Annotated in this window: 11 protein-coding genes; 9 read left to right on the forward strand and 2 right to left on the reverse strand. The window is 59.5% G+C overall.

Annotation, left to right across the window (positions count from 1 at the left end; all coding sequences use genetic code 11):
• Positions 1 to 11 precede the first annotated feature (11 nt).
• Genes cpdA through parE form a run of 3 tightly spaced genes read left to right on the forward strand, consistent with a single transcriptional unit; the run spans position 12 to position 3,341 of the window.
• Positions 12 to 839, forward strand: a complete 828-nt coding sequence (gene cpdA / locus APT89_RS09185) for a 3',5'-cyclic-AMP phosphodiesterase (protein WP_028014441.1) — start codon at positions 12 to 14, stop codon at positions 837 to 839.
• The gene (gene yqiA / locus APT89_RS09190) at positions 839 to 1,420 is read left to right on the forward strand and encodes an esterase YqiA (RefSeq protein WP_041908103.1); all 582 of its coding nucleotides are present in this window, start codon (positions 839 to 841) and stop codon (positions 1,418 to 1,420) included. Before cpdA ends, yqiA begins: the two co-directional genes overlap by 1 nt.
• A gap of 28 nt (positions 1,421 to 1,448) precedes the next feature.
• Positions 1,449 to 3,341 (forward strand): DNA topoisomerase IV subunit B, encoded by a 1,893-nt coding sequence (gene parE, locus APT89_RS09195; protein ID WP_028014439.1) that lies wholly within the window; start codon positions 1,449 to 1,451, stop codon positions 3,339 to 3,341.
• 83 nt (positions 3,342 to 3,424) lie between these two features.
• On the opposite strand, the gene APT89_RS09200 is transcribed toward parE, so the two are convergent.
• A complete protein-coding gene (locus APT89_RS09200; RefSeq protein ID WP_060572123.1) occupies positions 3,425 to 5,563 on the reverse strand; it encodes a TonB-dependent siderophore receptor in 2,139 nt (712 codons plus the stop codon).
• A 383-nt stretch (positions 5,564 to 5,946) separates the two neighbouring features.
• Here APT89_RS09200 and APT89_RS09205 point away from each other — a divergent pair, with 383 nt between their 5' ends.
• Genes APT89_RS09205 through APT89_RS09225 form a run of 5 tightly spaced genes read left to right on the forward strand, consistent with a single transcriptional unit; the run spans position 5,947 to position 10,608 of the window.
• On the forward strand, positions 5,947 to 6,759 hold the full coding sequence (locus APT89_RS09205) for an ABC transporter ATP-binding protein (RefSeq protein WP_028014437.1): 813 nt from the start codon (positions 5,947 to 5,949) through the stop codon (positions 6,757 to 6,759).
• Entirely contained in the window at positions 6,756 to 7,739 is a 984-nt protein-coding gene (locus APT89_RS09210) for a FecCD family ABC transporter permease (RefSeq protein ID WP_060572126.1), read from the forward strand. The genes APT89_RS09205 and APT89_RS09210 overlap by 4 nt, the downstream gene beginning before the upstream one ends.
• Positions 7,736 to 8,776, forward strand: a complete 1,041-nt coding sequence (locus APT89_RS09215; RefSeq protein WP_060572128.1) for a FecCD family ABC transporter permease — start codon at positions 7,736 to 7,738, stop codon at positions 8,774 to 8,776. Before APT89_RS09210 ends, APT89_RS09215 begins: the two co-directional genes overlap by 4 nt.
• A gap of 9 nt (positions 8,777 to 8,785) precedes the next feature.
• Entirely contained in the window at positions 8,786 to 9,736 is a 951-nt protein-coding gene (locus APT89_RS09220; RefSeq protein WP_048957257.1) for an iron-siderophore ABC transporter substrate-binding protein, read from the forward strand.
• On the forward strand, positions 9,733 to 10,608 hold the full coding sequence (locus APT89_RS09225) for a MurR/RpiR family transcriptional regulator (protein ID WP_028014433.1): 876 nt from the start codon (positions 9,733 to 9,735) through the stop codon (positions 10,606 to 10,608). The genes APT89_RS09220 and APT89_RS09225 overlap by 4 nt, the downstream gene beginning before the upstream one ends.
• A 41-nt stretch (positions 10,609 to 10,649) precedes the next feature.
• Here APT89_RS09225 and APT89_RS09230 read toward each other — a convergent pair whose 3' ends face one another.
• The gene (locus APT89_RS09230; RefSeq protein ID WP_060572129.1) at positions 10,650 to 11,489 is read right to left on the reverse strand and encodes a helix-turn-helix transcriptional regulator; all 840 of its coding nucleotides are present in this window, start codon (positions 11,487 to 11,489) and stop codon (positions 10,650 to 10,652) included.
• A gap of 166 nt (positions 11,490 to 11,655) precedes the next feature.
• Here APT89_RS09230 and APT89_RS09235 point away from each other — a divergent pair, with 166 nt between their 5' ends.
• Positions 11,656 to 13,470: a DUF2264 domain-containing protein gene (locus tag APT89_RS09235; protein ID WP_060572130.1), complete on the forward strand. Its 1,815-nt coding sequence runs from the start codon at positions 11,656 to 11,658 to the stop codon at positions 13,468 to 13,470.
• Positions 13,471 to 13,482 lie beyond the last annotated feature (12 nt).

A 13,482-nucleotide genomic window follows, 5' to 3' on the forward strand; every position in this document is an offset into this window, starting at 1 on the left:
AAGGACACCATTTGGAAAGCCTGTTGAACCTGACTGTTGCTGGTGGGGCGCCAGTCAGGATATTACAAATCACCGATACCCACCTTTTTGCCGAAAAGCATGAAACTTTGCTGGGGGTTAATACCTGGGAGAGTTATCAGGCGGTACTGAGCGCCATTCACGCTGAACATCGCGACTGCGACCTGATTGTCGCAACGGGCGATTTGGCGCAGGACCAGTCCTCCGCGGCCTACCAGCATTTTGCTGAAGGCATCGCGAGCTTTAGCGTGCCTTGCGTCTGGCTGCCCGGAAACCACGATTTCCAGCCCGCAATGTACAGTTCCCTTCAGGATGCGGGGATTTCTCCGGCGAAGTGCGTATTTGCGGGTGAACAGTGGCAGATCCTGCTGCTGGACAGCCAGGTATTTGGCGTTCCGCACGGTGAATTAAGCGAGTTTCAACTCGACTGGCTGGAGACCAAACTGGCTGCCGAACCTGAACGTCATACGCTGCTGTTGCTCCATCATCATCCGCTGCCGGCAGGCTGCAGCTGGCTGGATCAGCACAGCCTGCGTAACTCCGCGGCGCTGGATAGCGTGCTGGCGAAATACCCGCGCGTGAAACACCTGCTGTGCGGACACATCCATCAGGAACAGGATCTCGACTGGAACGGACGCCGCATGCTGGCGACGCCGTCGACCTGTGTGCAGTTTAAGCCGCACTGCGCCAACTTTACGCTGGATACCATCGCGCCAGGCTGGCGCTGGCTGGAACTGCATGCCGACGGCACGCTGACCACGGAAGTCTGCCGTCTGGCAGGCGCAGAGTTCCGCCCGGATACCGCTTCAGAAGGCTACTGATGTCTACGCTCCTTTATCTGCACGGATTCAACAGCTCGCCGCGCTCCGCAAAAGCGACGCAGTTTCGCCAGTGGCTGAGCGAGCATCACCCCCACGTTGAGATGATTATCCCGCAGCTGCCGCCGTATCCGGCGGAGGCGGCGGAAATGCTCGAGTCGATCGTGCTTGAACACGGCGGTGAATCCTTTGGCGTAGTCGGCTCATCGCTGGGCGGGTACTATGCCACCTGGCTCTCACAATGCTTTATGCTGCCCGCCGTTGTGGTTAATCCGGCGGTACGGCCATTTGAGCTGCTGAGGGACTTTCTTGGCGAAAACGAGAACCCCTACACCGGGCAGCAATATGTGCTAGAGTCACGCCATATTTACGATCTCAAAGTTATGCAGGTCGACCCGCTTGAAGCGCCGGATCTCATCTGGCTGCTGCAGCAGACGGGTGATGAAGTGCTGGATTACCGCCAGGCAGTGGCGTATTACGCCTCCTGCCGCCAGACTATAGAAGAGGGCGGAAACCATGCTTTCACGGGCTTTGAGGATCATTTCACCCAGATTGTCGATTTTCTTGGACTGCACAGCCACTGACAATCAATGCGAATTGCTAGTTTAAATCATGACGCAAACCTATAACGCTGATGCCATTGAGGTACTCACCGGGCTTGAGCCGGTTCGCCGCCGCCCGGGGATGTATACCGATACGACGCGCCCGAACCATCTGGGCCAGGAAGTTATTGATAACAGTGTGGACGAAGCGCTGGCGGGCCATGCCAAACGCGTTGACGTCATCCTGCACGCCGATCAGTCGCTGGAGGTCATCGACGACGGTCGCGGCATGCCGGTGGACATCCACCCCGAAGAGGGCGTGCCTGCCGTTGAGCTGATTCTCTGCCGTCTGCACGCGGGCGGTAAGTTCTCCAACAAGAACTATCAGTTCTCCGGCGGCCTGCACGGCGTGGGGATTTCCGTGGTGAACGCCCTGTCCAAACGCGTGGAAGTGAACGTCCGTCGCGACGGTCAGGTCTACAATATCGCGTTTGAAAACGGCGAGAAAGTGCAGGATCTGCAGGTTGTCGGCACGTGCGCTAAACGCAACACCGGCACAAGCGTCCACTTCTGGCCTGACGAAAGCTTCTTCGACAGCCCGCGTTTTTCCGTTTCTCGCCTGACGCACCTGCTGAAAGCCAAAGCGGTACTGTGCCCGGGCGTGGAAATTACCTTTAAAGATCACGTCAACAACACCGAGCAGACCTGGTGCTACGCCGATGGCCTGAACGACTACCTGTGCGAAGCGGTAAACGGCCTGCCGACGCTGCCGGAAAAACCGTTCGTCGGTAACTTTAGCGGTGATACCGAAGCGGTGGACTGGGCGCTGCTGTGGCTGCCGGAAGGCGGTGAGCTGCTGACCGAAAGCTACGTCAACCTGATCCCAACCATGCTCGGCGGTACCCACGTCAACGGCCTGCGTCAGGGACTGCTGGACGCGATGCGTGAGTTCTGCGAATACCGCAACATTCTGCCGCGCGGCGTGAAGCTCTCGGCGGAAGATATCTGGGACCGCTGCGCCTACGTGCTCTCCGTGAAGATGCAGGATCCGCAGTTTGCCGGTCAGACCAAAGAGCGTCTGTCATCGCGCCAGTGCGCGGCGTTCGTCTCCGGCGTGGTGAAAGATGCGTTTACCCTGTGGCTGAACCAGAACGTTCAGGCGGCTGAGATGCTGGCTGAAATGGCCATCTCCAGCGCCCAGCGTCGTCTGCGTGCCGCGAAGAAAGTGGTGCGTAAAAAGCTGACCAGCGGCCCTGCGCTACCGGGCAAGCTGGCGGACTGCACCGCGCAGGATCTCAACCGCACCGAGCTGTTCCTCGTGGAAGGGGATTCGGCGGGTGGGTCGGCCAAACAGGCGCGCGATCGTGAATATCAGGCGATCATGCCACTCAAGGGTAAGATCCTGAACACCTGGGAAGTCTCTTCAGACGAAGTGCTGGCCTCGCAGGAAGTGCACGACATCTCCGTTGCGATCGGCATCGATCCGGACAGCGAGGATCTGAGCCAGCTGCGCTACGGCAAGATCTGTATTCTCGCGGATGCGGACTCCGATGGTCTGCACATCGCCACGCTGCTGTGCGCGCTGTTTGTTAAACACTTCCGCACGCTGGTGAAAAACGGTCACGTCCACGTGGCGCTGCCGCCGCTCTACCGTATCGACCTCGGCAAAGAGGTTTACTACGCGCTGACGGAAGAAGAGAAGGCGGGCGTGCTGGAGCAGCTTAAGCGTAAGAAGGGCAAACCAAATGTGCAGCGCTTTAAAGGGCTGGGCGAAATGAACCCGATGCAGCTGCGCGAAACGACGCTGGATCCGAACACGCGCCGCCTGGTGCAGCTGACGATCAGCGACGAAGACGAACAGCAAACCAACGCCGTGATGGATATGCTCCTCGCCAAGAAACGTTCGGAAGACCGACGTAACTGGCTGCAGGAGAAAGGGGATATGGCGGATATTGAGGCCTGATGCCCTCACCCTAACCCTCTCCCACAGGGAGAGGGAATGGATCGTAGGCCCGGTAAGCATTAGCGCCACCGGGCTTTTTTACATCAAAACTCCATCTTCACCGTAAACTGGACTTCGCGCGGGTCGCCAATCTGGTTGCCCAGGTTGTTGGTCGCAATCGACGACGTGTAGTAGGTCTTATCAAACAGGTTCTTCACGTTCACCTGCAGCGTCACCGGATACTGCAGCTTCATCTTATACGCCGCAAACGCATCCGCCACGAAATAGCCCGGCAGATAATAATCCGCACCGTTGGTCGCCGAGCGGCGGCTAACGCCGTGCCCGCCGCCGCCGAGCGTCAGGGTATTCCCGGCAAACGCATTGTGAATATCGTACGTCAGGAAGAGTGAGCCGGTGTGGCGCGGCACGTTCGGCAGCGGTTTACCCGCGTAATCCGGGTCTTCAAGCACCTTCGCGTCGGTATAGCCGTAGCTGGCGATAATGTTAGTGTTCTCCGTCAGCGATCCTGCGAGATCCACCTCCACGCCCTGAGAGCGCACGCGGCCCGCGGTTTTGGCGATGGTTTCGCCCCCGATGCTTTCGGTGTACAGCACGTTGCGCTTGTGAATATCAAACAGCGCGATATTGGCGGTAATGCCGTCGAACAGATCGAACTTTGCGCCTACTTCGTACGCGTTTGAGGTTTCCGGCGGCAGGTCGCCAATGTAGCTCGCAATGGATGACTGCGGCATAAACGTCTGCGAATAGTTGGCAAACAGCGAGACTGCGGGCGTCAGTTTGTAAACCAGCCCCAGCTTCGGCGTCCACTGCTCGTCGCGGCTATCGGTATTGACGTTAAACGGACGACCTTTGCCCGCGTACTGGGTGTAATACTGGTAGCGCAGCCCGGCGACGGCGATCCATTTATCCGTCAGGTACAGGGCATCCTGGGCGTAGGCCGAGTAGCTCTCCTGCTTGAGCGTCTGGTCGCTGTCAGCGGCGGAGACGGTTGTACACTCGTCGAGTTTGCCATAAACCGGATTATAGATATTGAAACCTTTGACGTTCTTACAGCGCATCATGTCCGTGCGCAGCAGATCGTAATTTTCATACGACACGCCGGTGAGGATCTCATTATAAAAGCCCGCGATATCCACGTTGCCCTGCAGATCCGCACGGGTGCTGTGCATGCGCTGGGTCGAGCCCTGGGTTGCATCCACCCGGCGGGTCAGGGTGCCGGTTTTTGAATCGTAGGCCATGACGCGGGCCTGGTTGTCGCTGTATTTATCCTGGCTGTAGCTGTAGTCGAACTTCGCGGTCCACTGGCTGTTGAGGCGGTATTCCGCGTTAAGCTGAGCGAGATCGGACTGCCCGTCGGTCACATTAAACGGCTCGTCAAAGCGGGTTTTGCGATCGACGTCGACGGCCTTTTTAGTGTTGAGATCGAAGATCGTTCCGCGATCGAACGGCGTCTTATAGTCGCGATGCGAATAGAGCACGCTCACGGTGGCATCGTCGCCGAACCAGGTCAGCGACGGGGCGATAAAGGTGCTGCGTTCGTTGCCGAAGTTGCGCCAGTAATCCTCGTCCTGATACTCGCCCGTGAGGCGATACGCCAGGCGCGTGCCCTCAATCGGACCGGTGACATCGATCTGTCCGGTGCCGCCGCCAAAGCTGGAAGAGGTGGCAGAAATCGAGCCACCGAAGATTTTCTCCGGGCGCTTCGTGACGACGTTAATCAGGCCGCCCGGATCGAGAATGCCGTACAGCGTTGAGGCCGGGCCTTTCAGCACCTCCACGCGTTCGGTTGCGGCGTTAAAGCTGCGCGGCAACACGGTGCGCAGGCCGTTGGTCATGATCGAGCCGTCGCGGTTTGCGCCAAACCCGCGGCGCACAAAGGCATCCTGCGTACCGCCCAGGGTGTTGGTCTGCACCACGTTGCTGACGTTATAGAGCGCTTCATCGAGCGTGGTGGCGTGCTGATCCGCCAGCACCTTATCGCTGACGGTATTCACCACCTGCGGGATATCCAGCATCGGCATGTTGGTCAGCGTGGCGGTGGAGGTATTCAGCGGCTGGTAGCCGTTGGTGGCCTCCGCCGTAGCATTTGGATCGGCGGTGACGGTAAGCGTTTCGCCGTCTTTAGCCGTGGTGTCTGCTGCATGCGACAGCGGCGCCATAAACAGCAGTGAAAAGAGCGCGCGCCCTTTTATCCCAGAGAGTGAAGGTGTGAACGTAGCCATTACAACTGTTATCCCAAAATATCCGTGAAGGTGCTTCACGGAAGAACCTGTGAGTCATTGCCCTTTATGGTCTGCCCGTTAGCCAGAACTGGCATCGAACATGTAATTGAGAATCATTCAATCATGCGGAAATGTAGTAGTAAATGAAAAAAGCTAAAAATCGGCTACATCTCTGAAACGTAACGGAAAAGCACATGGGTAATCAACTAATTAATTGAAAATTAAGTCTTTATTGTTTTACCGGCCAGTGTAGTAGCACACCGTTACCCCTGGTTTTTTCAGGGTGTTTCTTCCCTTGACTACTACATGGCGCGGCCTCAAACTCTCAAAAGAGAATGATTTTTATTTATATTTGTTTCCTTTTTTATTACGTTGGCATGCACGTGGCTCACAACACGACAAAACCGGGTCTGGTTCTGGAGAATCTTTCTGCCGGTTATCAGAAAAAAATCATCGTTGATGATATTTCCCTTGCGATCCCCCAGCAGAAAATCACCGTTCTGGTGGGGGCGAACGGCTGCGGAAAATCCACGCTGCTGAGTACCATCGCGCGTTTGCTTCAGCCGCTTGGCGGCGCGGCGGTTCTCGACGGCAAGGCGATCCACGCGCAGCCGACGAAAGCCGTCGCCCGCCAGCTTGGCATCCTGCCGCAGTCTCCGCTGCTGCCGGAAGGGTTAACCGTCTTTGAGCTGGTCTCGCGCGGGCGTTTTCCCTGGCAGAACGTTATGCGCCAGTGGAGCGACGAGGACGAGCAGGCGGTGGAGGAGGCCCTGCGCCTGACCGGCACGGCCGAGTTTGCCCACATGCCCGTCGAAAGCCTGTCCGGCGGCCAGCGTCAGCGCTGCTGGATCGCCATGGCGCTGGCGCAGCAAACGCCCTATATCCTGCTGGATGAACCCACCACGTTCCTCGATCTCCGCTATCAGGTGGAGATCCTCGAACTGCTGCATACGCTGACGCGCGAGCACGGACGTACCGTGGTGGTGGTGCTGCACGATCTCAACTTCGCCGTGAGCTACGGCGATTCGCTGGTCTTTTTACGCCAGGGAAAAGTCGAGGGCGTACTGCATGAAGGGGACGCCTGCACGCCGGAGCTGATTAAAGCGGTGTTTGATGTCGACGTGCATATGTCCATCAATCCGCTGACCGGTAAACCGTTCTTTATGCCGTTTCGCCAGGTCGCAAAACAGCCATGATGCGCACCTTTCTGGCTTTCCTGATGTTCGCCCTACTGCTGGCAACGGGCGCGATTGCCCATCTGGGGATCGGCGCCCGCTTTATCGCCCCGCAAACGGTGGTGGAGGCCATCCTCCACTTCGATCCGCGCAATTTCGACCATAACATCATCATCAAGCTCAGACTGCTGCGTCTCTGCGCCGCGATGGTGACGGGGGCCGCGCTCGGCGTGGCGGGCGTGCTGCTGCAATCCACGATCCGCAACCCGCTCGGCGAACCGCATATTCTGGGGCTCAACGCCGGGGCGGCGCTGGCTGTGGTGCTGACGAGCGCGCTGGGGATGACGCTGCCGTTTGGGCGCCCGCTGATTGCCGCCGCCGGAGCCGCGGCGCTGTTTCTGCTGGTGCTCACGTTCTCCTCGTCCGGACGCACCGGGCTTACACCGATGAAGGTCACGCTGTGCGGCGTGGCGATGTCGGCGCTTGCCTCGTCGATTACCGCCACGGTGCTCATCCTCGATGAACAGACGCTGCTCGCCATGCGCACCTGGCTGGCGGGGGATTTAGCGGGGATCAGCGGTGAAACGATTGCCGCTGCCCTGTGGGTGGCTGGCGTGGGCTTTGCGCTGGCGCTCTGGCTGTCGCCCTCGCTCAACATGCTGGCGCTGGGCGACAGAATGGCGCAGGGGCTTGGCGTATCGCTGCTGAAAACGCGGCTGCTTGCCCTGATGGCCATCGCGCTGCTCTGCGGTGCGGCGGTCTCCCTCGCCGGGCCGATCGGCTTTATCGGCCTTGTGGTGCCTCAGCTCGTTCGCCGTCTGGTGTCGGTCGATCTGCGCGTGATGGTGCCGCTGTCCGCCCTGTGCGGGGCGCTGGTTCTGCTGCTGGCGGATATCGCTGCCCGCACGCTGTTTTCGCCCTGGGAGCTCGCAACCGGCATCATGACCGCGCTGGTTGGCGCCCCGGTCTTTATCTTCATGGCCTCGAGGATGTTTAAATGAAGCGCGCCGGACTGCGTGCGCTGCGCGTTGGCGCCTTCTCGGCGCTGGTCCGCCCAAAGGCGCTGGTATGTCTGGTCATCCTGACGCTGGCCGCCTGCCTGCTGACGGGGTTTGGCCTGACGCACGGCTCTCTGCCCATCCCCACTTCCGCCATCGGGCGCGCGCTGTTTTATCCAGAAACCCTGACGTCAGAGACGCGCTACATCGTGATGGATATCCGCCTGCCGCGCCTGCTGATGGCGGCGCTGTGCGGTGGGATGCTCGGCATGGCGGGGGCGGCAATGCAGTCCATTACCCGCAATGGCCTGGCCGATCCGGGGCTTATCGGGGTGAAAGAGGGCTGTAGCGCGGCGGTACTGCTGCTGATATTTCAGTTCCCGGCGCTGGGCCTGGCCTGGCGGCCGCTGGTTGGCATGGCCGGGGGGCTGCTCACCGCGCTGCTGGTGGTGGTCCTGGCGCGCGATATCTCACGTCCGCGATTCATCCTGATCGGCATCGGCGTGTCGTGGGTCTTTGCCGCCGCAATGGGCGTCTTTATGACCACGGCGGACGTGCGCGACGTGCAGACGGCGATGCTATGGCTGGCGGGCAGCCTCCACGCGGCAAACTGGACGCTGATCTGCATTGCCGCTGCCTGGGCGCTTCCGGCGTTTGCGCTGCTGCTGTTTACCGCCCGCGCTGCGGACGTGGCGCTGCTTGGTAACCACACCGCAGCGGGCCTTGGCGTGCGCACAAACCGGCTGGCGCTTCTAAGGGTTCTCGCCCCGGTAGTGCTGACGGCGGCCTGCGTCTCCTGCGTGGGCAGCATTGGTTTTGTCGGGCTGATTGCGCCGCACATGGCGCGCCTGCTGCTCCGCGGCGGGCAAACGGCGCTCCTGACGGGTAGCGCCGTGCTGGGGGCGCTGCTGGTGCTACTGGCGGATAACGTCGGGCGGCTGGCATTCCTCCCGCTGCAGCTGCCGGCGGGAATTGTGATTTCACTGATTGGCGGACCGTTTTTCCTGCTGCTGCTCTGGCAGCGTCGGGACAGATTTTAGGGGATTAACATGCGCATACTGTTTTCATTGCTGTTGCTGGTGGGGTTTGCGGCGAGCGCGACCGAGCCGACGCAGATGTTTACTGACGATCTGAACCGTAAGGTGGCGGTGCCGGTGCATCCGAAACGGATCGTCTCGCTACACGACCTGGACATTACTATTCCGCTGATTGAGCTTGGCGTGCCGCCGGTGGCGAGCCATGGCCGCACCCGGCCGGACGGCAGCCATTTTCTGCGCTCCAGCGGCATGTTGACCGGCGTCGACTTCGATAATTCCGACATCAAGTTTATCGGCACTGCGGATATCGACATTGAAGCCATCGCCGCCGCAAAGCCTGACCTGATCGTTACCGAGCCGACGCGCAATACCCCGGTGGAACAGCTGGAGAAAATTGCCCCGACGGTGAGTATCGATCATCTCGACGGCGGCGCACCGGAGATCTACCGCAAGCTGGCGCAACTGACGGGCACGCAGGCGCGGCTCAAGGTTCTGGAGCGGCGCTATCAGGAGCAAATTAAGGCGCTGAAAGCGACTATTGATACCCGCAAAGTGAGCGTGTCGGTGATTCAGGCCAATCAGGGGAAAATCAATGCCATGCACAGCTATCACTCGCTGGGCCGCGTGCTGCGTGATGCCGGGTTCACCTTCCCGCCGCTGATTGAGTCCATCCCGGAAGGGGGACGCATTGACGTCAGCGCCGAGCGGCTGCCGGAGCTGGATGCGGATTTCGTTTTCGCCACCTGGCGCGGGGATACGGGCGGCAAACCGCAGGATGAGCTGGCGGCGATGGATGCGGTGATGCCGGGCTGGTGTCAGTTCCTGAATGCCTGTCGGACCGGACATTACGTGCTGATCTCGCGTGAAGAGGCCATCTCGAACTCGTTCGCCTCGTTAGGGCTGATGGCCGCGCAGGTCCAGTCGCAGATTGCCGGACGTCCGCTGCCGGAGGCGTCACGATGAGCCGTAAAGTTGATCTCTTCGGCGACCGCCTCCGCTCCCGGTCGCACCAGCTCACGCCGCGCCTGCTGCAGGTGGCGCGCTATATCAATGAAAATCGTGAAGCGGTGATGGAGCAGACGGCAATGGAGATCGCGACGCTGCTGAAAACGTCGGACGCTACCGTCGTTCGCGCCATCCAGGCGCTGGGTTTCGCCGGGCTGCGCGATCTCAAGCAGACGCTGGAGCAGTGGTTTGGCCCGGTCGTGACCTCCAGCGAAAAGATCTCCACCACGGTGAATACGCTGACCAGCGACGTCAATGCGAGCATTGATTTCGTGCTGGAGGGGCATCAGCATACGTGTGAAGTATTGTCTGAACCCCACAACCGCTTCGCGATGGCGCAGGCGGTCTCGCTGCTGGCGCAGGCGAGGCAGGTTGCCATATTTGGGATTGGCGCGTCCGGGATTTTGGCCGACTACACCGCCAGGCTGTTCAGCCGGATGGGGCTACCCGCCACGCCGCTTAACCGCACCGGAATAGGGCTGGCCGAGCAGCTGATAGGTCTCCAGCGCGGGGATGTGCTGATCATGATGGCGCAAAAATCCGCGCATCGGGAAGGACAGACCACGCTGCGCGAAGCGAAACGGCTGGGGATCCCCACCATTTTGCTCACCAATGCCACCGACTCGCGATTCAGCAAAGAGGCCAGCGTGGTGATCCACGTTCCGCGCGGCGGCGAGAAGGGCAAAATCCCGCTCCACGGCACGGTGCTGCTGTGCCTGGAGATGATTGTTTTATCCGTCGCTTCCACCGAGCCGCAGCGCACCATCAAGTCGATGAAGCGCATCAACGAGCTTCACCGTGGGCTAAAGCCGGGCAAGAAAAGCAGTTGATTGTTTCCCTCTCCTTTGAAGGAGAGGGGCGGGTGAGGGTGTCATACCGCACGATGGTTCTTCCGGTACTGCAGCGGCGTCTCACCAATCCCCTTCTTAAACGCGCTGATAAACCAGGTCACGTCAGAAAATCCCACCCGCACGGCAATCTCCCGCACGCTCGCATCGCTGTGCAGCAGGCATTCGCACGCCTTACGCAGGCGGAGCGTGTTCAGGTAGTGGTGGATTTTCTCCCCCGTCTCCGCATGAAATTTTCGCGACACGTAGCTGCGCGATCTGCCCAGTTCCGCTGCCAGCGCGTCGAGGCGGAATTTCTCCTGATAATGCTCGTCCAGCCAGAACATCACCTGGCTGGCGATCCCCGTGCTGCTGCCCGGTGCGCCGGTACGATCGTCAGGCAACATAGCAAACAGGCTAATCAGCAGCCCGGCGATGCTTTCGCTGCTCATCGGCGGCTGATAACAGCTGAACAGATGATCGACATGGCTGTGGCAGTGTGCCAGGTCAACCACCCACGCCTCTGAGCCGCGACGCGAGAGTTTTTCCAGCCGCTGCTGCGTGTGCGGAAAATCACGCAGACACTTCAGCACCGCATGGTGGTCGAGGTGAATAATCGTGCGCCGGTAAATCGCTTCCGCCTGTTCGTCCACCCTGACTTTATGCAGGGTAAATGGCGGAAAGAAAAACAGGCGTCCGGGGCGCATGGTGTAGTGACGGTTATCAACAATCGCGACGCCAAACCCTTCTTCCACATAGAGAATTTCAAGACACTGATGCCAGTGGTGGTAACGCACCGTGTTAGCGAACAGGCGGCTGAACGACGCCACGGTGTCGTTTAAGGTAATAAGCTCAAGACGATCGGTTATGGGCGCGTCATGCATAGTGCAATAAAACTCAACTTTTCCCCGTCAGAAGAGATTTATAAACCACCTTTTTAAATTTTATCAACCGCAGGTTTATCGAGCGTTCTCACCTGTGACGTGGCTAACATTTCTCCACCTTACGCATTCACTATGCTTGGCCGCAGTTGATGACGAGGGTGGAACTATGCGGGCGGAAAGCGAAGAAAAATCAAATCTGTTGTCTTCACGCCAGGACGTCGTGGCGTTTCTGAATACCTTACTTGGCGCGCTGGATAAGCAGTTTCCGGTAAATCATTCGCGGTTCTCGCTGGGTGATACCTGCGCGCACTACGCGACGGATATCGCGCAGATGGAGGGGCTCTCCCGCGCGCTATGGGGGCTGTTTCCGCTGTTGGCTTCGGGCGATGCTTCGCCGTTTAGCGAGAAGTACATGCAGGCCATCAGGATCGGCACCGATCCGCAAAGTCCGGGCTACTGGGGCGAAACCGGTCCGTACGATCAGCGTCTGGTCGAGATGGCATCCTACGGTCTGGGGCTTTCCCTGCTGGGGAATAAACTCACCGATTGCTTCAGCGAGCGCGAGGTGATGAACCTGCACGCGTGGCTGAATCAGATTGCCGACGCGCAGATGCCCGACAGCAACTGGAACTACTTTGCCATTATGGTCCAGCTGGGCTTCAAACGCGCCGGGCTGCCGTACGATCAGGCCGCCATCGACCATCGGTTTGCGCTGATGGAGGCCTATTACCTGGGTGACGGCTGGTATTCCGACGGCGCGGGTCGCCCGAAAGATTATTACATCTCCATGGCGTTCCACTTCTACGGCCTGATTTACGCCACTTTAAGCGGCGACGAGGCGAGGGCAGAAGTGCTGCGCGAGCGCTCGCGTCTGTTTGCGGAGGACTTTATCTACTGGTCCGCCGCGGACGGCGCGTCGGTACCGTTTGGCCGCAGCCTGACCTACCGCTTTGCGATGGTCGCCTTCTGGAGCGCGGTTGCCTTCTCTGAACTTGACGTGTTCACGCCGGGTATTGTGAAGGGCATTATCCTGCGCCATCTCCGCTGGTGGCAGCAGCGGACAATTACCGACCGGGACGGCATTCTGACCCTCGGTTTTGCCTGTCCGAACCTCGCCATGTGTGAGGACTATAACTCTCCCGGCTCGCCCTACTGGGCGCTAAAAAGCTACCTGATTCTGGCGCTGCCGGAGACGCATCCGTTCTGGCAGGCAGAAGAACAGCCGCTGCCCGCGCTGGCGGAGAAGCACGTCATCCCGCACGCGCAGCAGATCCTGATGCATTCGACGAACTCTCAGCACGTCACCATGCTCACCGCCGGTCAGCTGGAGCTGAACAACTACGTCAACACCGAAGCGAAATACACCAAATTTGCCTACTCCAGCCGCTTTGGCTTCACCATTGAGCGCGGGCGCTTTGGCCTGAAGCATGCGGCCTGTGATTCCATGCTGCTGCTGGCGGACGGGGATAACTATTTCCGCGGCCGTCGCGAGTGCGACGCGGTGCGGGTGGATGAAAACTACATCTATTCACGCTGGTCGCCTTGGCACGACGTGCACATCGAGACCTGGCAAATCCCCTTCGGCGAGTGGCATTTGCGCCTGCACCGCATCAACAGCGCGCGCACGCTGCAAACGGCGGAGGGCGGTTTCGCCGTGATGAAAACCGGGCACCAAATCCGCGCGCGCGGCAGCTATCTGGCGGCAGAAAACGGCAGCAGTGCGATTGTCGATCTATCGCCTTTCATTGAACGCACCCCGGACAGCATCGTCACGCCGCCGAACAGCAGCATCATGTTCCCGGAGTGCGCCTCCATTCCGCTGTTAAAAACCGATCTCCAACCGGGAGAGCGCTGGCTCTGCTGCGCCGTCATTGCCAGTGAAAAACAGAACGTTGCGGCCGCGCCGCATCTGGATATGAACCATAACCGGGTCGTAATCCGCGACCCTGGAGGCGAACGTCTGCTGTCGTTCACGTTATAAAAATTCTGACCC

It is taken from the genome of Enterobacter sp. 50588862 (assembly GCF_001462935.1).
Lineage (GTDB): Bacteria > Pseudomonadota > Gammaproteobacteria > Enterobacterales > Enterobacteriaceae > Enterobacter > Enterobacter bugandensis.